General features: G+C 59.8%; 18 protein-coding genes. 7 read left to right on the top strand and 11 right to left on the bottom strand.

Annotated elements, in window-relative coordinates:
- Nucleotides 1-96: 96 nt before the first annotated feature.
- The gene (locus ACR0KJ_RS15395; RefSeq protein ID WP_170455418.1) at nt 97-1,365 is read right to left on the bottom strand and encodes a cytochrome c peroxidase; all 1,269 of its coding nucleotides are present in this window, start codon (nt 1,363-1,365) and stop codon (nt 97-99) included.
- A gap of 15 nt (nt 1,366-1,380) precedes the next feature.
- On the opposite strand from ACR0KJ_RS15395, the gene ACR0KJ_RS15400 reads away from it, so the two are divergent.
- Nucleotides 1,381-1,851 carry a tetratricopeptide repeat protein gene (locus tag ACR0KJ_RS15400; RefSeq protein WP_170455389.1) on the top strand — a complete coding sequence of 157 codons (471 nt, stop codon included), beginning with the start codon at nt 1,381-1,383 and terminating at the stop codon, nt 1,849-1,851.
- 4 nt (nt 1,852-1,855) lie between these two features.
- Here ACR0KJ_RS15400 and ACR0KJ_RS15405 read toward each other — a convergent pair whose 3' ends face one another.
- The 7 genes from ACR0KJ_RS15405 to ACR0KJ_RS15435 form a co-directional block, all read right to left on the bottom strand.
- Complete coding sequence (locus ACR0KJ_RS15405) at nt 1,856-2,560, bottom strand: phytanoyl-CoA dioxygenase family protein (RefSeq protein WP_480627086.1); 705 nt, start codon at nt 2,558-2,560, stop codon at nt 1,856-1,858.
- 71 nt (nt 2,561-2,631) lie between these two features.
- Complete coding sequence (dctP, locus tag ACR0KJ_RS15410; protein ID WP_170455385.1) at nt 2,632-3,699, bottom strand: TRAP transporter substrate-binding protein DctP; 1,068 nt, start codon at nt 3,697-3,699, stop codon at nt 2,632-2,634.
- Nucleotides 3,700-3,719: 20 nt separating this feature from the next.
- Complete coding sequence (locus tag ACR0KJ_RS15415) at nt 3,720-5,009, bottom strand: TRAP transporter large permease (protein ID WP_170378746.1); 1,290 nt, start codon at nt 5,007-5,009, stop codon at nt 3,720-3,722.
- Nucleotides 5,010-5,597, bottom strand: coding sequence for a TRAP transporter small permease subunit (locus tag ACR0KJ_RS15420; RefSeq protein ID WP_170523682.1), 588 nt, complete (start codon nt 5,595-5,597; stop codon nt 5,010-5,012).
- A gap of 53 nt (nt 5,598-5,650) precedes the next feature.
- On the bottom strand, nt 5,651-6,166 hold the full coding sequence (locus ACR0KJ_RS15425; protein ID WP_480627087.1) for a flavin reductase family protein: 516 nt from the start codon (nt 6,164-6,166) through the stop codon (nt 5,651-5,653).
- Nucleotides 6,166-7,056, bottom strand: coding sequence for an aldo/keto reductase (locus ACR0KJ_RS15430; RefSeq protein WP_480627088.1), 891 nt, complete (start codon nt 7,054-7,056; stop codon nt 6,166-6,168). Before ACR0KJ_RS15430 ends, ACR0KJ_RS15425 begins: the two co-directional genes overlap by 1 nt.
- Nucleotides 7,056-8,210: an LLM class flavin-dependent oxidoreductase gene (locus ACR0KJ_RS15435; RefSeq protein ID WP_480627089.1), complete on the bottom strand. Its 1,155-nt coding sequence runs from the start codon at nt 8,208-8,210 to the stop codon at nt 7,056-7,058. Before ACR0KJ_RS15435 ends, ACR0KJ_RS15430 begins: the two co-directional genes overlap by 1 nt.
- A 106-nt stretch (nt 8,211-8,316) precedes the next feature.
- On the opposite strand from ACR0KJ_RS15435, the gene ACR0KJ_RS15440 reads away from it, so the two are divergent.
- The 5 genes from ACR0KJ_RS15440 to ACR0KJ_RS15460 all read left to right on the top strand — a co-directional run bounded on the left by ACR0KJ_RS15440 (nt 8,317) and on the right by ACR0KJ_RS15460 (nt 14,101).
- The gene (locus ACR0KJ_RS15440) at nt 8,317-9,027 is read left to right on the top strand and encodes a GntR family transcriptional regulator (RefSeq protein WP_480627090.1); all 711 of its coding nucleotides are present in this window, start codon (nt 8,317-8,319) and stop codon (nt 9,025-9,027) included.
- A 12-nt stretch (nt 9,028-9,039) separates the two neighbouring features.
- A complete protein-coding gene (locus ACR0KJ_RS15445; protein WP_480627091.1) occupies nt 9,040-10,137 on the top strand; it encodes a Gfo/Idh/MocA family protein in 1,098 nt (365 codons plus the stop codon).
- Between the two features lie 159 nt (nt 10,138-10,296).
- Nucleotides 10,297-11,451 carry a phosphoserine transaminase gene (locus tag ACR0KJ_RS15450; RefSeq protein ID WP_480627092.1) on the top strand — a complete coding sequence of 385 codons (1,155 nt, stop codon included), beginning with the start codon at nt 10,297-10,299 and terminating at the stop codon, nt 11,449-11,451.
- A 98-nt stretch (nt 11,452-11,549) separates the two neighbouring features.
- Entirely contained in the window at nt 11,550-13,145 is a 1,596-nt protein-coding gene (gene serA / locus ACR0KJ_RS15455) for a phosphoglycerate dehydrogenase (protein WP_480627093.1), read from the top strand.
- 221 nt (nt 13,146-13,366) lie between these two features.
- Nucleotides 13,367-14,101 (top strand): metallophosphoesterase family protein, encoded by a 735-nt coding sequence (locus ACR0KJ_RS15460; protein WP_170455367.1) that lies wholly within the window; start codon nt 13,367-13,369, stop codon nt 14,099-14,101.
- Here ACR0KJ_RS15460 and ACR0KJ_RS15465 read toward each other — a convergent pair.
- Nucleotides 14,091-15,608 carry a malonate--CoA ligase gene (locus tag ACR0KJ_RS15465; protein ID WP_170455365.1) on the bottom strand — a complete coding sequence of 506 codons (1,518 nt, stop codon included), beginning with the start codon at nt 15,606-15,608 and terminating at the stop codon, nt 14,091-14,093. The genes ACR0KJ_RS15460 and ACR0KJ_RS15465 overlap by 11 nt on opposite strands.
- Nucleotides 15,609-15,765: 157 nt before the next feature.
- On the opposite strand from ACR0KJ_RS15465, the gene serB reads away from it, so the two are divergent.
- Nucleotides 15,766-16,641, top strand: coding sequence for a phosphoserine phosphatase SerB (serB, locus tag ACR0KJ_RS15470; RefSeq protein ID WP_170455363.1), 876 nt, complete (start codon nt 15,766-15,768; stop codon nt 16,639-16,641).
- A gap of 6 nt (nt 16,642-16,647) precedes the next feature.
- On the opposite strand, the gene ACR0KJ_RS15475 is transcribed toward serB, so the two are convergent.
- Both ACR0KJ_RS15475 and ACR0KJ_RS15480 read right to left on the bottom strand, forming a co-directional pair.
- Nucleotides 16,648-18,969, bottom strand: a complete 2,322-nt coding sequence (locus tag ACR0KJ_RS15475; protein ID WP_480627094.1) for a caspase family protein — start codon at nt 18,967-18,969, stop codon at nt 16,648-16,650.
- A gap of 18 nt (nt 18,970-18,987) precedes the next feature.
- Entirely contained in the window at nt 18,988-19,353 is a 366-nt protein-coding gene (locus ACR0KJ_RS15480) for a hypothetical protein (RefSeq protein ID WP_480627095.1), read from the bottom strand.
- Nucleotides 19,354-19,464: the final 111 nt, after the last annotated feature.

Below are 19,464 nucleotides of genomic sequence, written 5' to 3' on the forward strand. Positions count from 1 at the left end.
CTCGTCTGCACATGCCCCCCAATGGACGCATACAAAGACGCAGCTGAATAACAACACAAACACAACCCCCCGCCACAGAAAGGCGGGGGGTTTTCTTTAGGGTTCGAACCCTTTTGGAACGCCGAAAGGCGGCGTGTCCACGCTCGTCCCGGTCAGTGCATTCAGAAATGCGACGAGGGCGTCGATTTCTGCATCGGTTAGCGCGACCGAGGAGATATCGATTGTGTTGCGCACACGTTGCATTTCGAAACGATCCTGCCAGACAACGAAGTCTGCCTTCTGTAGCCAGGGAACCTGAGGCAAAGCCGCCATGGCGGGTGTCCAGTTCGCCAAGCTGGTCTTTGGGTCCAAATGGTGGCGGATCATGCTTTCAAGGTCCGGGAAGGCGCCGTTATGGCCGTAAGGCGCGGTCAGGGCGACGTTTCGCAGCATTGGGGTGCGGAAGCGATAGGCGTCCTCGATCCGGTTGCTTTCGCCCATACGGCCCACGTCGCGGGCGTAAGGGTCCCATTGGCGGGTGCGGCCGGGGCCAAACGGGGGCAAACCCAAAGCGTGGAATTGCTGATCGGTCATCAGCGGTCCGGAATGGCAGGTCGAACAGTTTGCCTTGCCGTAAAACAACGTCATGCCGTCTTTCTGAACTTTGGTAAGGGCATTGGGGTCGCCAGCCAGATATTGGTCGAACGGGCTGTCGGTGCTGCGCCATTCGATGGCCATGAAAGCAGCCAGAGCGTTGGCAATCTGGGTGATTGTGATGTCTTGGGTGCTTTGGACCTCGTCGAATGCCTTTATCATCGCGGGACCGTATCGCGGATCGGTACGGACGCGTTTGGCCAGAATGGGCCAGCCCAGATCGATCCGGTCAGCGACGGCCCCGGTCACCTGATTTTCGCCGACATTCCCCGCCATTTCGAATTGCGATGTCAGGGGGAACAGCGCCTGTGCGGCGAGCAGAGAGTTCAGCCCCTCGGGCAGCCATTCCTGCGCGGGTGAGTTGAAGCCGTTGCCGTAGACATCAGAAATGCTCAGCCGACCATCGTGGAAGACAGTATCAAGCTCGCGCGCGCCAAGGTTCCACAGCCCCGGCGAATTGCGTGGGATGCGTTTGCGGATCTTGTCTGCTCCGATGCCGGGTGTGCGGTCCGGCCCCAGACCCTGACCACCCTCGCCAATACCCAGCGACAACCCGTCTGATGTGCCGAAATCCGGGTGGTGGCAGTGGGCGCAGGATATGTTCCGGTTGCCCGACAGGATCGGATCATAAAACAATTGATGACCGATGGCGGCCTGTTCCATATCAAAGGGGATGAAGTCATCATCGGTCAGCGGGCGCGGTAAATCCTGTGCCGCAGCAGTCCCGGCCAAAAGGAACACAACCCCATGCGCCAGCTTGTATTTGCCCTTTGCCTGCTTGCGAACCCTGCGATAGCCGAATTGGAACAGGCGCGCGATCTGATGGAGGCGGGGGAGTTTGAGGCCGCGCGCGAGGAACTGTTGCCCGCCGCCCGGTCGGGCAATGCCGAGGCCGAGGAACTGATCGGTGTGATGTACGGGCTGGGTCTTGGGGTCGAGCAGGACTATGAACGCGCGTTTGAATGGTATCTTCGCGCGTCGATGAAGGGGCATCCGGGGGCGCAGTCGGGGGTCGGATGGTACTATGAGCTGGGATTGGGCATGCCCGCGCCCGATCTGGTGCGGGCTTACATGTGGTATACGCTCAGCGCGATTGGAGGCGATCCCGACGCGGCGATCAGCCTTGAGGAAGTGGTCAAGAAAATGTCGCCGGAGCAGATCGAAAGGGCGCATATTCTGGTCAATGATTACAAAGGGTGGATGTACCCTTTCAGATGATGGATCAAACCCGCAACGGTTTCGCAAACCGTTTTGGGGCGTGGGTTTCAGGGTCGATGATCGGCCCCGAGGAATATTGGCACACAAAGGCCCGTCGCGGGCTGTCGGTTGTGTTCGCCCCTGAACTGTGAAGCGTAAGGCTGGAAAAGGCCACGATCGTGCCCGCCTTGCAGGTCATCGGAGTGCCTGTATCCTCGCCGAAATACCCGTTAAGCTCGTTGCTTTCATCCTGCCATTCATGCCGGTCCAGACCGGGCTCGGCGTCAAGGTCACGCGGCAGGATATAAACGCAGCCGTTTTCTTCGGTTGCATCATCCACTGCGATCCAGACGGTCAGATAGGGTGTGTGATCAAAGCCGACATAGGCGCCGTCCTGATGCCAGGCGAAACTCGCGCCTTTGCCCGCGCCTTTGACCACAAACTGCTCGTTGAACAGCATCGGGTCTTCGATTCCGCAGGCGCTGATGATTTCGGCGATCTTGGGGCCGAGCAAGAAGTCCTCCAAAGACGAGAACTCGGCATGGCGATGGCGCAGAAAGCGGCGCGCATCGCCTAGCCCGATTTTGTGCACATTGCCGCCGCCATCATGTGCAGGCTCTTCCAACAGTGTGTCGCAGGTGCCGCGCAGCATCTGCAGGTCTTCCGGGCTGAGCGCGTTTTCGAAAACGAGGTAACCTTGGCGGCGAAATGCATCGGTTTGGTCGAGCATCAGAGTTTCTCCGGCGAGGGGCAGGTTTGCGCGCGACGGGGCCGCGCGCAAGGTTCTCTTGTCTGACCGCTTTACTGCGTCTCGGCGGCGCGGGTTGCTGCAATCTCGGCTTCTGCTTCGGCAACTGCCGCGGCCAAGGCGTCAAAGGCTGCTTCTCCGCCATCGACATTGGCCTTGAACCAATCATAGACAGGTGCAGCGGCTTCTTTGAAGGCAGCCTTCTCTTCGGGCGTGGGCACATAGAGATCGCCACCTTCAGCCACGAATTCCTCATAAGCCTGGATCGACTTGCGCTTGGGCGAGGCGAATGTGGCCTGCTGCAGCTGATAGAACCCATCGACGATGACATTGCGCAGCTCAGGCGGCATCGACATGAACTTTTCGTTGTTCATGAACCACAACGCACCCATGTATGCGTGCCCGTCCAGCGTGATGTATTTCAGACCGGCATCGGGGAACTTCATGCTCATGATGTCGGTGATGCCGTTCTTGGACCCTTCAACTACGCCGGTCTGGAACGAGGTGAACAGTTCCGGCCACGGGATCGGCGTCGGGGCTGCGCCAAGTGCTTTGACCAGCTCCTGCGGCAAGTCAGCGACAACTGTCCGAATTTTCAACCCTTCCATATCGCCAGGGTTCTGGACGCGGCGTTGAGTATTGGCAAAGTTACGCCAGCCGCCGGTATTGCCGATGGTCATCAGGCGCAATGCGCCGCCCGAGTTTTCGGCGACCATCTCTTGCATTTTTGTCACGAAGGAAGAGCCGTTGGCCAGCGCCGCTTCGGCCACGCGGTCATCCGACATCAGATAGGGCAAGTCCAGCACCTGAACGAAGGGGAAGATACCTGACGTGCCACTCGAGGTCTGGATGACGATGTCGATCTGACCTTCGGCCACACCTTGTAAGCACTCGGCCCCGTTCGAACACAGCTGGGTGCCGATGAACAGCTCGACCTCGATTGCTCCATTCGAGGCGGCCTCGACATAGTTCTTGAAGACGATCAGGCCGTCATAATCCTCGTCATTTTCGTTCGAATTGGCAGTGGCGCGCAGCGTGTAGTCGGCGGCCGTGGCTGCCATGGCGGACGCGGCCACAAGCGATGTGGCCACCGCTGCGGTTTTGATGAAGTCTCTGAGCATGCGTTTCCTCCCTGTGATACTCAGTTGGCAAATCCCGTTATCCTCGGGATCGTCATGGATAGTGCGGGGATATAGGTGATCAGAAAGATCACGATGATTTCGACCGCCAGAAACGGCAGGATCGCCTTGGCGATGGTTTCGACCCGTTCGCGGGACACGGCGGCGGCCACGAACAGGACCAAGCCCATTGGCGGCGTGGCGAGGCCAACGGTCAGGTTGACGCTCATGATGATGGCGAAATGGATCGGGTCGACGCCGAGGCTGGTAAAGATCGGGCCAAGGATAGGCCCAAGGATGATGATCGCGGGGCCGGCGTCCAGAAACATGCCGACGATGAACAGCAGCAGGTTGATCAGGAACAGCAGGATCAGCGGATTTTCCGACAGGCTGAGGATCAGCGAAGCCAGTTGCTCCGGCGCGTGGCTGAGGCTGACCACGGTTTTGAACGCCATCGCCGCGCCGACCAGCAACAGGACGACGGCTGAGGTCATGCCTGCGTTGCTAAGCACCTCGGGCACCTCTTTCCACGTTAGCGTGCGCAGGACAAAGAAACCGATGATAAAGGCGTATCCCACGGCGACGGCAGCGGCCTCGGTCGGGGTGAAAATGCCGCCCAGAATGCCACCCAGAATGATCACCGGCGTCATCAGCGGGAAGAAGGCTTTCAGGCTGGCCTGACGGCGTTCGGGCCATGTGTATTTGCGGCTGGCCACCGGGAAATCATAGCGGTCGGCCATGAGTTTGATCATCAGCATCAGGCCGACGCCGACCATCACGCCGGGCACGATCCCCGCCAGGAACAGCGCCGCAACGCTTTCGCCCATCACATAGGCGTAGATGATCATGATGCCCGAAGGCGGGATGATCGGCCCGATCACCGAACTGGCCGCTGTGATCGCGGCGGCGAATTTGCGGGTATAGCCCTGTTTCTCCATCGCCGGGATGAGCATCGACCCCAGCGCCGACGTGTCGGCCACCGCCGAGCCCGAAAGGCCTGCGAACAGGATAGAACTCAGCACGTTCACATGAGCCAAACCGCCGCGCAGGTGGCCCATCAGGGCCTGCGAAAACTCGACAAGGCGGATGGTGATGCCGCCGCGGTTCATCAACTCTCCGGCCAGCATGAAGAAGGGGATCGCCATCAGTGGGAAGCTGTCCATGCCATTGTAGACATTGCGATAGAGCAGCGTGATGTCGTTGGTCTGACCGTTCAGCCATAGAAGGATGCCCGGCGCGGCCAGCAACGCGAAAAAGACCGGCAGGCCGATCAGCAGGAAAATCAGGAAGGTGGGCAGGAACCAGATCAGCATTTATTCGGCCCCCACTGCCGCGTCAGGAATTTCGGGCAACAGGTGACCCCCGCCCAGCAGGGTGATGAAGGATCGCAGGATCAGTTCGATATTCACCGAGATCAGCAGGATGACCCCAACAAGCAACGAGGCCATCATCCAGCTGCGCGGGATGCGGTACCATTCGTCGAACCCGAATGAAGTTGGCAGATACAGCGCGGCGGTGGCGAATTTGCCGCCAAAGCCGGTGACTTCGGACCAGCCAATGTTGACCGCGACCAGCAAGACCGCCAGCGAGATCAGCAACAGGAACAGGTTGAGCGATTGGCCGATGACGCGCGGCAGGAACCTTTGCAGCATATCGATGGCCACAAAACCGCCGCGCCGAAAGGCGGTGGGGGCCATCAGGCCGGTCATCCACAACATGCAAAAGCGCGCGGCCTCATCCGGCCAGGGCAGCGCGTTGCCCAGAACATATCGAAAGAACACCTGTATCAGGATCGCGATCACCATAAGTGCAATCGCAACGACACCAACCGCGCGGCCCAGACGCAGCGCGGTTTCGTTCACGAATGCAATCGGCGCTAACGCCGATGCCAGTCCGCCCATGCGGATCCTCCCTTGTTCAGCCGCGGGTTTGTCCCACGGTCGTCAGATCGCGTTTAGGTTTTCGCGAATTGGCCGAGTTTCCCGGCGTAAAAGGTCAGCGCGTCTCCGTCCGCCATGCTGACCTTAAGAACTTTTCCTACGACAATAACGTGATCGCCCGCATCGTGATACGCATGTTGTTCGCATTCGAACCGCGCCAGGCAATCCGACAGCAGCGGCGTTCCGTTCGTGCAGCGCTCATGATCGATATCGCGCAGGGCAAAGGCGTCTTTCGAGCAGCCAAAGCACAGTTCGGCCTGTTCCGCCGACAGCACATGCACGCTGAAATGGCGGGCTTTGTGGAAATAGGGGAAGCGGCGCGAGTTACGGTCGCCAGCCCACATGATCAGCGGCGGGTCCAGTGACAGGGACGAAAAGCTGTTGGCGGTGATGCAGACCGGGCCATCCGCGCTGTCGCAGGTTACGATGGTGACGCCCGTGGCAAAGCGGCCAAAGGCGTCACGCAGGGTGCGGGTGTCGTCCTTGTGGGGAACGAATGTGCGGGTCATGTCCTTTGAAATGGCGTTCATCATGGTACCTCATGCCCCAGTGCCGCCTCATAGAGGCGATACCAGCTTTCACGATCCAGATTGACTTTCAGAGCGTCCGAGATGGTTTTGATGCGGCTCAGGTTATTGGTGCCCAGAACCGGCAGGATATTTGCCGGATGGACCAACAGGAAGGCCACGGCCACGGCAGCGCGATCCACGCCGAACGCGGCTGCGATCTCATCCGCGACGACGCCCACGGGTGGGTTTCCGGCCATCAGAAGACCGCCGCCCAGCGGCGACCATGCCATGATCGGTTGCCCATGCAGCTGGTGAAAGGCCAGATCGCCGTTGGTGAAGGGGCTGATCTCTCCCAGAGAGATCTCGATCTGGTTGGTGACCAGTTGCGTTTTCATCGCCGATTGCAGCAGCGACCAGTCCCAGGGGCGGAAGTTCGACACGCCAACCGCGCCGACCTTGCCGCTGGCCACAACCTCATCCAGTGCGGCACCGGTTTCGTGGTGGTCCATGAACGGGTCGGGACGGTGGATCAGCAGCAGGTCGATATGGTCAATCGCCATTTCCGACAGAGAGGTATCGACGGACTTCAGGATATGGTCGCGCGAGGTGTCGTAGTACTTGACCTTGGCATCCGCATACCGGCCCATCGGCGCGATGATGTCACATTTGGTGACGATCTCCATCCGCTGGCGCAGGCTGGGCTTGGCGCGCAGCGCGTTGCCCAGAACCGCCTCGGCCGCGTAACCGCCATAGATATCGGCCTGATCGAATGTGGTAATGCCCTGATCCAGACAAGCCTGTATTTTGGCCTCGACATGGCCCACGGACGTGTCGCTGTCATCGCCCAGCCGCCACATGCCATAGACCAGACGGCTTAGCTCCAGCGTGTCGGATAGTTTCACACGTTGCATCAGCGACGAACTCCGTTGCCCAGCGGGGTCGCCGGGGGTGTTGCAGGCACGCGCCCATAGGCTTCGGGCAGCGAGCAGGTTTTTAGGTTGGGCATCACGCGGGCGCCAAAGTGCCTGGCCTCGTCCATGTGCGGATAGCCCGAGAAGATGAAGGCGCGGATGCCCATCTTCTGATACTCTTCGATCTTAGACATAACTTGATCGGTCGAACCGACCAGCGCAGCACCACAGCCTGACCGCGCGCGTCCGACACCGGTCCACAGGCCGGGTTCGACATAGCCATACTCATCCGCCAGATCGCGGTTCTTGGATTGATGCGCCACTCCCAGCGAGGTCGCGTCCAGCGCCCGTTCCCGGATCGCGCGGCCATAGTCGTCATCCAGTTTCGAGACGATGTAGTCGGCGTATTCCTGCGCCTCGGCCTCGGTATCGCGGACGATCATGTGGACACGCAGGCCGTAATCCAGCGTGCGGTTGTAGTTCTCGGCAACTGCATGAACGGCCTTCATCCGTTCGGCCAATTGGTCCTTGGTTTCAGGCCACATCAGATAGACGTCGCAATGCTCGCCGCACAGGTCCAAAGCAGACGGCGAGTAGCCGCCGAAATACAGCAGCGGGCCGCCGGTCTGATAGGGCTTGGCGGGGTCGGTGGTCAGGCCCGAGAAGTTATAGACCTCACCCGCGTGATTGATCTCATCCCGCGTCCAGGCCTGTTTCAGAATCTCGACCACCTCGCGCGAGCGTTGGTAGCGGAATGCGCTGTCGGCTTTCTCGCCCGGGAAGTCTGATGAGATGATGTTGACCGTCAGCCGCCCCTTCAGCATGTGATCGAGCGTCGCGATGGTGCGGGCCAGCATGATCGGCTGCATCTCGCCGCACCGCACGGCGGCCAGCAGGTTGATCCGGTCGGTGATCGGCGCGCAACCTGCGACAAAACTCAGCGTGTCCTGACCGACCTGATAGGACGAGGGGCACAGGATGTTGCGAAACCCCTGCGTCTCGGCCTCTTTCACGATGCCGGAACAGTGGTCCCAGCTAGAGCGCAGGTCGCCATCGGGCACGCCCAGAAACTGGTAATCGTCCGAACACAGCGCTGCAAACCACGAGACTTCGGCCGCATCCAGATCGGGGGATGTGATGGGGACGATGCTCATTTGATTCACGCTCCGTACATCTTTGACTTTCCTCTTGCGTAGCAAGCACATTGATGTAGATCAATAGTGTATCAATTTTTCCTGCGACTGAAAGAAGCGCCCGAACGTGCCCCCGAACAGCCGAAACCCCAACGCATTGCCGATCTATGTTCAGATCACCGAACTTCTGATCCGCGAAATTGCAGCCGGTCGGCTGATCGATGGGGAACGCCTGCCACCCGAACGGGACATGGCGGCTGAGCTTCAGGTCTCGGTCGGGACGCTGCGAAAATCGCTCGCCGAGCTTGAGAAAAAAGGGATGCTGGAGCGGATACAGGGCTCGGGCAACTATGTGCGCGAGACCGGAACGCAAAACAGCGTCTATGCGATGTTCCGGCTGGAACTGCCCGAAGGCGGGGGCTTGCCGCGTGCGGATATTCTGTCGGTCGATCAGGTGGAAAAGCCCGCCGATCTGCCCCAATTCGGGGCATCAAGCCGCGGCTCGCGCGTGCGGCGGATGCGCTATCTGAATGACACAATCATCGCGGTTGAAGAGATCTGGCTGGACGAATCAGCCGGTCGGATCGATCGCAGCCTGCTGTCGGACTCGCTCTATCGTTATTATCAGCACCAGCTTGGGTTTTGGATCACGCGGGCGGAAGACAGGGTTTCAGTCGGGTCGCTGCCCGATTGGACGCCCGAGAGTTTCACTAAACCCGCCGGTGAAACAGTGGGGTATATCGAGCGGTTCAGCTGGTCGGAAAAGGCCGAACCTGTCGAGTTTTCAAAAACATGGTTCGATCCGGATCGGGCCACCTATGTCCAACGTCTGAAGTAAAAGGAAACGCGCATGACCCGGACCATCCACTACGGGCTGATCGGATGCGGCATGATGGGGCAGGAGCATCTGCACAATATCGCTTTGTTAGAAGGCACGCGGGTTGCGGCGATCTACGAACCTGATCCGGACATGGCCAAAGCGGCGCAAACCATCGCGCCGGATGCGGTCATGGTGACGTCGGTGCAAGAGTTGCTGGCAATCGAGGATCTGGATTGCCTCGTCATCGCCAGCCCAAACCACCTGCATGTGGATCAGATTTGCGAAATCGCAGCCACGCGTCCCTTGCCGCTGTTGGTGGAAAAGCCGCTGTTCACCGATCCGCAGGATGCCGCCCGGCTTGAGCAGATTCAGCGCGACTACCCCCATCCGATCTGGGTGGCGATGGAGTACCGCTATATGCCCCCAATCTCGGCGCTTATTAATCAGACGGATGTGACCGGCGGCGTTCAGATGCTGTCGATCCGCGAACATCGTTTTCCGTTTCTGGGCAAGGTCGGAAACTGGAACCGGTTCAATCGCAATACCGGCGGCACCTTTGTCGAAAAATGCTGTCACTTCTTCGACCTGATGCGCCTGATCCTGCGCGCGGATCCGGTGCGGATCACTGCAAGCGGCGGGCAGGCGGTGAACCATCTGAAAGAAAGATATGATGGTGAGACGCCGGATATTCTGGACCACGGCTATGTGCTGGTCGATTTCGCCAACGGGGCGCGGGCGATGCTGGAACTATGCATGTTCGCCGAAGGCTCACGCTATCAGGAAGAGGTCTCGGCCATTGGCCCCAAGGCCAAGATCGAGGCGCTGGTCCCCGGACCGGGTCGGTTCTGGCCTGATCATCTGGGCGAACCGCCGGTGCCGCAGGTGATCGTCAGCCCGCGCGATCCGAAGGGGCCGGTTTCGACCGACATTCCGGTCGATCCGAAATTGCTGGCGGCCGGGGATCACAACGGATCGACCTTCTATCAGCATAAGGGGTTTCTGGAACTGTTGCGCGGTCAGCGTACTGCGCCGGATGTCTCACTTCACGACGGTCTATGGGCCGTGCGCATGGGGCTGGCCGCGCAGCAGGCGCTGAGCACGGGCGAGGCCGTTCGCTTCGACCCGTGATGCCGATAGGAAACCTCTGTTCCCGATATACGCGATTTCCGATGTCGTTTTTGGCATCGGAGAGGTCTTTTCCGCTTGCTGAGCGGTTGAGCAGGCAATAGCTCTGCCCGTGGGACACCCCTCCCCAACGAGGGGCGTGTATCTGGAAGGGTAATACACATGAGCACTAATAAACCGGCGACGCGGCCGGCGAATCCGCGTTTTTCCTCGGGCCCCTGCGCCAAACCCCCCACATTTGATCTGACCAAACTGGCCGATGCCGCGCTAGGCCGGTCGCACCGTGCCGCTGTTGGCAAGGACAAGCTGAAAGCGGCCATCGAAGGCACGCGTGAGGTGCTGGGTATTCCGGCGGATTACAAGATTGGCATCGTTCCCGCCTCGGATACCGGCGCGGTCGAGATGGCGCTATGGTCACTGCTGGGCGAACGCAAGGTCGAGATGCTGGCTTGGGAGAGCTTTGGGTCCGGCTGGGTCACGGATGTGGTCAAGCAGTTGAAGATCGACGCCCACGTTAAAACTGCCGAGTACGGGCAGATCGTTGATCTCGCATCCGTCGATTTCGCCAATGATGTGGTGTTTACGTGGAACGGCACAACTTCGGGCGTGCGGGTGCCGAATGGCGACTGGATTGCCGATGACCGTCAAGGTCTGACGATCTGCGATGCGACCTCGGCGGCCTTTGCGATGGACCTGCCCTGGGACAAGCTGGATGTGACCACCTTCAGCTGGCAGAAAGTGCTGGGTGGCGAGGCGGCCCACGGGATGTTGATCCTCAGCCCCCGCGCGGTGGAACGGCTGGAAAGCTATACGCCTGCATGGCCACTGCCCAAGATTTTCCGCCTGACCAAGGGCGGCAAGCTGATCGAGGGTATCTTCACTGGTGCCACGATCAACACGCCATCGATGCTGGCGGTTGAGGATTACCTGTTCGCGCTGGACTGGGCGCGCTCGGTTGGGGGTCTGCAAGGGCTGATCGCCCGGGCCGATGCCAATGCCGGTGCGGTCCATGCCTTCTGTGACCAGAATGACTGGATTGCCAATTTGGCTGAGGATGCGGCAACGCAGTCGAACACGTCCGTGTGCCTGAAATTCACCGACGCGCGTATTCAGGACGGGGCCACATTCGCCAAGGCGGTGGCCAAACGGCTGGAGGCCGAGAACATCGCGCTGGACATCGGCGCCTATCGCGACGCGCCTGCGGGCCTGCGCATCTGGTGCGGCGGCACGGTTGAAACCTCGGATATCGAAGCGATGTTGCCCTGGCTGGCCTGGGCCTTTGAGGCCGAGATCGCGGCGCAAACCGAAGCTGCCTGATGACCCGGTGCCGGGTTGAAGCCCGGCCTACTCACATTTGAAATCGTAGGGCGGGCTTCAGCCCGCCAACCCCCAGAATTCTTCAAAGGACCAAAGATATGGCCCCCAAAGTACTCGTATCTGACAAGCTCAGCGAAACCGCCGTGCAGATCTTCCGCGATCGTGGCATTGATGTGGATTTCATGCCCGATCTGGGCAAGGATAAAGACAAACTGGCCGAGGTGATCGGTCAGTATGACGGCCTCGCCATCCGCTCGGCCACCAAGGTCACGCCGACCATTCTGGAGAAGGCCGATAAGCTGAAAGTTATCGGTCGCGCCGGAATCGGCACCGACAATATCGACAAGGATGCCGCATCCAAGAAGGGTGTAATCGTGATGAACACGCCCTTCGGCAATATGATCACCACCGCTGAACACGCCATTGCGATGATGTTCGCCGTGGCGCGGCAGATCCCCGAGGCCAGCACCTCGACCCATGCGGGCAAGTGGGAGAAATCCAAGTTCATGGGTATTGAGCTGACCAACAAGACCCTCGGCGTTATTGGTGCGGGGAATATCGGTGGCATCGTTTGTGAACGTGCGCTGGGTTTGAAGATGAAGGTTGTCGCCTATGATCCCTATCTGGGCGAAGAGAAAGCCGCCAAGATGGGCGTGGAAAAGGTCGAGCTGGACGATCTGCTGGCCCGCGCCGATTTCATCACTCTGCACGTGCCGCTGACCGACCAGACCCGCAACATCCTGAGCCGCGAGAACCTGGCCAAAACCAAGAAGGGCGTGCGCATCATCAACTGTGCCCGTGGCGGCCTTGTGGATGAAGAGGCGCTGGCCGAGGCGCTGCAATCCGGTCAGGTCGCAGGCGCGGCCTTTGACGTGTTCAGCGAGGAACCGGCCAAGGAAAACGCCCTGTTCAACCTGCCCAACGTGGTCTGCACGCCGCATCTGGGCGCGGCCACGACCGAAGCGCAGGAAAACGTGGCGCTGCAGGTGGCCGAGCAGATCTCGAACTATCTGCTGACCGGTGCCGTGGAAAACGCGCTGAACATGCCCAGCGTGACGGCGGAAGAAGCCAAGGTGATGGGTCCGTGGATCAAGCTGGCAGGTCATCTGGGTAGCTTTATCGGCCAGATGACGGATGAGCCGATCAAAGCGATCAACATCCTCTATGACGGTGTCGCCGCCGGGATGAACCTTGCGGCGCTGAACTGCTCGGTCGTGGCGGGGATCATGAAGAAGTTCAACCCCGAGGTGAACATGGTCTCGGCCCCGGTTGTGGCCCGTGAACGTGGTATTCAGATTTCGACTACCAATCAGGACAAATCGGGCGCGTTCGAAGGTTATATCAAAGTGACCGTGGTGACCGAAAAGCGCGAGCGTTCCATCGGGGGCACCGTGTTCAGCGATGGCAAGCCGCGTTTCATCCAGATCAAGGGCATCAATATCGATGCCGAAGTGGGCGCGCATATGCTGTATACCACCAACGAAGATGTTCCGGGCATCATCGGTGCGCTGGGTCAGACCATGGGTGAGAACGATGTCAACATCGCGAACTTTACCCTTGGCCGGTCCGAGGCGGGCGGCGAGGCCATTGCGCTGCTTTACGTCGACGAACCTGTGCCGGCTGAGGCCCGCGCCAAGCTGGCAGAGACGGGTCTGTTCACACAGATCAAGCCGCTGGAGTTCGATGTCGCCTAAAGAAGCGTTTCGGGTTTAACCTGAGACACGAATGCCCTGCCACGCCTGCGGCGTTCTCGGGACATTCGTGTCGAATAGTGGTGCATGTAAAACCCGAAACGCTTTAAGTGTTGAATTTCTGAGACAATTCCTGCCCGCGCCCCCCAAGGCGCGGGTATTTTCTTTTCCCGCCCGAAGATTTGCGCAACAAGCCAGATATTCAATCTGTACGAGGGCACCTGATGCCATCCCCCGTTTACGTAATTGGCGATATTCACGGCCAGTTTGAGATGCTGCAACAGGCGCTTGACCGGATCGAGCGCGACGGAGGGTCAGACGCCCGCGTGGTGTTTCTGGGTGATTATGTGGATCGCGGTCCGGATAGTCGCGCGGTTCTGGACCTTTTGGCTGCGGAACACCGCGCCGGGCGCAACTGGGTCTTTCTGCTGGGCAATCATGACCGGATGTTTGCCCGTTTCCTGCAGGATGGCTCCACCGCCGAGGCCAAACTGCGCGTCGGGGAACACTGGCTACATCACCGCTTGGGCGGGGCCGAGACTTTGGCGTCTTACGGTGTGGAGTTCACGGAAGAAGACCGTATCTTCCGGCTGCTTGAGCGGGTGCACGATGTCGTGCCGCAGGCTCATATCGACTTTCTGAACAGCCTTGTGACACATCATCAGGAAGGCGAGGTGTTCTTTGCCCATGCAGGCATTCGACCCGGCGTCCCCTTGGCGGATCAAACCGAAGAGGATCTGGTCTGGATACGGGGCGAGTTTCTGGACGATCCGCGCCCGCATCCCTGTCTGATCGTGCACGGGCACACACCCGCCCATCGGGCCGAGCATCGTGGCAACCGGATCAATCTGGATGGCGGAGCCGGGATGGGCCGACCGTTGGTTCCTGCGGTTTTCGAGGGCCGCGACTGCTGGTTGCTGACCGAAAACGGCCGTGTCCCGCTGACCCCTAGCGTTTGACGAACCGATCCCTGAATTGCTCGCGCAGCGTGTTTTTCTGCACCTTGCCCATCGTATTGCGCGGCAGGGCGTCCATCAGGATCAGCTCGCGCGGGTGTTTGAATCGGGCGAGGTCGTTCTGAACCGAGGCCATGATTGCGGTCAGGTCCGGTGACTGGCCGGGCAAGGGCACGATGATGCCCAGAACCGTTTCACCAAAATCCGGGTGCGGCACGCCGATCACGGCGCTTTCCAACACGCCGGCCTGATCGTCCAGCAGCAGTTCAAGCTCTTTGGGGTAGATGTTGAACCCGCCCGAGATGATCAGGTCTTTGCCGCGTCCGACGATGTGGACATAGCCATCCTCATCCACGCGGCCCAGATCGCCGGTGATGAAGAAGCCATCCTCGCGCAGTTCGGCGGCGGTTTTTTCAGGCATCTGCCAGTAGCCGCTGAAGACGTTTGGGCCGCGCACCTCGATCATGCCGATCTCACCCTGCGGCAGGGTCTCTCCGGTTTCGGGATCGGTCACTTTTAGTTCGACATCCGGCAGAGGAAACCCGACCGTGCCCGCGCGGCGTTCACCGTCATAGGGGTTCGAGGTGCTCATGTTGGTCTCGGTCATGCCATAGCGTTCAAGGATGCGGTGGCCTGTGCGGGCCTCGAATGTCTCATGGGTTTCGGCCAGCAGGGGGGCTGAGCCCGAGATGAACAGCCGCATATGTCGGGTCAGATCACCGGTGAAGCGCGCGTCGCCCAGCAGGCGCGTGTAGAAGGTGGGCACGCCCATCATCGATGTCACCTGTGGCATCAGGCGCAGCATGTCGTCCAGATCAAACTTCGGCAGAAAGATCATCGACCCGCCCGAGGCGAGGATCACATTCGTTGCCACAAACAGCCCGTGCGTGTGAAAGATCGGCAGCGCGTGCAACAGCACATCTTCGCGCGTGAACCGCCACTCCCGCACCAGCGTATCGGCGTTTGATAGCAGGTTCGCCTGTGTCAGCATCGCCCCCTTTGAGCGTCCGGTGGTGCCAGAGGTGTATAGGAATGCGGCCAGATCATCCTCGGTCCGGTGAACCGGTTCGAAGGCCGGTAACATGCCCAAAGCCCGACGCATCAGACTGCCCGAGCCATCGGCGTTCAGCGTTTCCAGCCGGGCGTTCTGAGCCTGTGCAATTGGGGTCAGTTCCGCCTCACTGGCCGCATCGCAGACGACCAAAGCGGCCCCGCTGTTTTCGATGAAATAGGTCAGCTCGGCTGTTTTGTAGGCGGTGTTCAAAGGCAGAAAGATCAGCCCCGCCTGCGCGCAGGCCGCATATAGCGCCAGCATCTCAGGCGATTTCTCGACCTGAACGGCGACGCGATCGCCGGGTTCCAGCCCATACCCTGTCAGCGCGTTGGCGATCCGCGCCGCCATATCCAGAAACGCGGCATGGGTGATTGTGCGCCCGTCGGGCAGATGCAGAAACGCCGTGTCTTTCCCCGCGTGAATCCCAAACAAGCGATCATAAAGCGGGTTGCCCATCCCGTATTCCTTTCCCAGCTGCCTGCGCTGAATCTGTCGTGGAAATGTGGGGTGGTAAAGCCCCGTTTGCGATATATTTTACGGGCGTTTTCCAATCCCGCTCTGGTGCATATGCTGCACCTGCGATATGCGCATGGCAGCTTGCCGGAGATACGATATGTTTGTTGCCACATTGCTTACCAACCCAGCCGCACCGTCGCTGGACCCGGCTCTGGTCGAGTCGCTGCGAAACGCCTGGGGCGGTGCCGAAATTGTCTGGCTGAACCCCGACGAGGCGGCAGAATTTGCCGTGCCGGACATGCCGGACAATCGCTGGGATGTTTGGGCGGACTTGCAGCAGATGGGCGTCGATCTGGTTGTGCAACCGTCCGAGGGGCGACGCAAAAAGATGCTGCTGGCCGATATGGACAGCACCATGATTCAGCAGGAATGCATCGACGAACTGGCTGATGAGGCCGGTGTGGGCGAACGCGTCAAGGACATCACCGCGCGCGCCATGAATGGCGAGTTGGATTTCGAAGGGGCCCTGATCGAACGGGTCGGTCTGCTGAAAGGGCTGGACGAGGCGGTGATCGATCAGGTGCTCAACACCCGGATCACCCTGATGCCCGGCGGGCGCGAACTTGTTTCCACCATGCGGGCAAATGGCGGCTATGCGGCGTTGGTGTCAGGCGGGTTCACCGCCTTCACCGCGCGCGTGGCCGAGTTGTTGGGGTTTGACGAAAACCGCGCCAACACGCTGCTGGCCGAAGACGGACGCCTGACCGGCGATGTCGGACGTCCGATTCTGGGTCGGCAAGCCAAGGTCGAGTCGCTGGAACGGATCACCAACAAACTCGGTCTAGCCGAGGCGGATGTGATCGCGGTGGGGGACGGCGCCAATGATCTGGGCATGTTGCACCGCGCCGGAACCGGAGTTGCGCTGCACGCCAAACCCTCGGTCGCGGCGGAATGTGACGTGCGGATCAACCACGGTGATCTGACCGCGCTGCTGTATCTGCAGGGCTACAGGAAGTCCGAGTTTCAGGGCTGATCACCCCTAGAACAGATCGAACCGAACCGGGTTTTTGGCCCAATACACTCTGGCCGCCAGCAGCAAGCGCGCTTTGGGGTCATTTGTCGACGCGTAGGACACAGGAACCCCGAACCGGGCACTGGCGCTTTCCAGCGCGGCCAGCGTAGCGGGGCCGACCTGACCGTCAACAGCGACACTCTCTCCGACCTCGTTCAGGGCCATTTGCAGGGCCCGGTCCAGATCAGCCTTGGATATCCCGTCCAACTGACCCATCGCCTGCGCGGCGGGTTCTTCATTGGCGAGCAACGCGGCCTTGGCCGCCCGCAGCGCCGCATCGGCAGGGCCACGTCCCGGCACCTGACCATCCAGAATGATGTAGGCTCCGTTGGCCCCACCCCACGCATCACCGCGTTCCAGTGATGTATCGTACCACTGCAACGCCTCAGCGCGGGTTCTGCCCTGCAACTGGTCGCGCAGGATCATGCGGGCGATACTAGCCGGAGCGGTCGGATGCCCGCCGTCAGAGGCGGCACGAAAATAGGCCTCGGCCTTTGCGAAATCGACAGGGTTTCCACCAAGCCCTTCCAGCGAGACATAGGCAAGGTTATCGTAGCCGTAGATATCCTTGCGCAGTTCCGAGGCGCGCAGATAGCGCAGCCCGCGTTCGGGGATATAGTGGTCCGAGTTCTGCCGCAGATAATAGATGCCCAGCTCGTTCATCGAGAAGGTATGGCCCAACTCGACAGAACGTTCCAACAACTCAAACCCGCGCTTTTTCTCTTCCTGTGTTGTCCCGTTGCGCAGTAGATCCTGACCTAGGCTGTGCATGGAATACGGGTCGCGCTGAGCTGCACCCTGTTCCAAAAGTTCGCGGGCACGTTCGGGGTCATAGGGGGTTTTGGTGACGGCGCGGTCAATCCGCTGGGTTTTCAACAAACTGGCCAACGCATATTTGGCGCGGATGTGCCCCCCGGCTTCGGCTGCTGAGATGCTTTCATAAGCGGCGGGCACGTCACCCGATGCCTGTTGGATGCGCCCAAGCTGATACAGGAAGCGCGGATTGTCGGGATCGTCCTGAACGGCCTGTGTGCAGGCTGCCAGCCCCTTTGCGATGTCCAATTCGTTCGGCAGGCGGAACACGCCGACACCATTGATGTCCAGCGCATCTCCGGCCTCTAGGTCGCAGGCGTTCATTTCCAGATCCAGAGACACGTCGACTGTCTGCTGTTTTTGGTCTTGTGTCAGCACCTGAACCGAAAAGGTATCTTTGAAGTCAGCGTTGCCGACTTCGACAGCGCGCGCGTCAGAAATCTCGGGGGCGTATTGCACGTCACTGGCCGTGGATTGATCGCTGAAACTGACAGCGCCCCGGGTCGGGTTTTCAATCACCTGCAGATCGACAATTTCGGTTCCCAATGCCTGTTCCAGGCTTCGCAGCAATGGGATCGACTTGTCGAACTGATAGCTGAGAGCCACCGATTGTGGTGCGGCTTCTTCTGCCTCGGCAGGTGGGGGTGTGGGCTCGGCGGTTTGTTGTGCCAGATAGAACGGGCGTACCAGCGTCGAGCTTTCCCAAGGAATCTGCTGACCTGCCGTTTTGGCGTGAACCTGTTCGCGAATGACAGGGAAAAGCTGCTGAATGTTCTCAAACGGCGAAGATGCAGCCGTAGCCAGAACGGCAGCAGTATAGGGGCTGTTCTGACCCTGCGCGCCATCACTCGCCACCGCACCGGGTGACGTGGAGTACGCTACAAGTGAGTTCAGGGGCGTCTTGAACACATCAAACCCTTCGCGGGTTTCGAACAGGTTTGCATCCAGATCCGCGGCCAGCCGGAGGTCCTGAAATGGATTGTCGCGACACGAATCCAATATGGCGACATGGGCCGCGCTGCGCGCCGACAGGGTATCGATCACACGATCCAACGTCATGGTCGCCAGCGGGACGTCGTAGATGGTTTCGAACTTGGCATCGACCGGCAGCAGGTAGTTTCTGCGGCCGATCTGAATGCCATGACCCGCGTAATAAAACAGCACGTCTGCCGAGGGTGGGATGTTCAGCACCGCCGTTCGGATCAGCGCTTCAAATTCCTGCTTGCTCAGGTCATAGCCGTCGTACACCCGAAAGTCGAAATCCCGCAGCATGGCCGCAATATCTTCGGCATCCTTGCGTGCGTTTGTCAGATCGCCAACGCTTTCGTAATCCTGATTGCCAATCACAATTGCGATGCGACTAGCAGGTGACGATGCTTGGCCGGTCTGCGCGCTCAGAGCATGTGTGTTCAGTAACAGGAAAGCCGATGCAGCCAGCAAGCGACCAAGTCGTTGCTTCAACGCTTGCTGTGCCATTGTTAAGACCCTTTCAGATCATGAGTTGCTCCAGCCACCGCCGCTGCCGCCACCGGCACCCGAACTGCCACCTGACGAACCGCCGGAACCGCCACCCGATGAACCTCCCGAACTGCCGCCTGACGAACCGCCCGAGCCGCCACCGGAACCACCGCCTGATCCTCCGCCGCTCGAACCGCCTTCTCCGCCGCGTTCTTCACCGGCCAGGGATGTTGAAGACGTGCCAGAGCTTCCCGACGACGTCGCCGAAGCCGGCGTTGCCGCGACGGCTGACTGCGTCGCCTCGCCTGAGGTATCAACCGGCTCTTCCTGAGACCAAACTGTCCCACATCCGGAAAGGGCGACTGTCAGAACAGCAAATGCTGAAACGGTCGTACGGCGCATTTCAAAACTCCTTAACAACTTACATAAAACACGAAACTCGCATATTTGATTATAGTTCGCAGACATTATGTCTGTCTATCAGTGAATTATGGCTGTTTTTGAAACACTTAA

It is taken from the genome of Ruegeria sp. AD6, assembly GCF_056542325.1.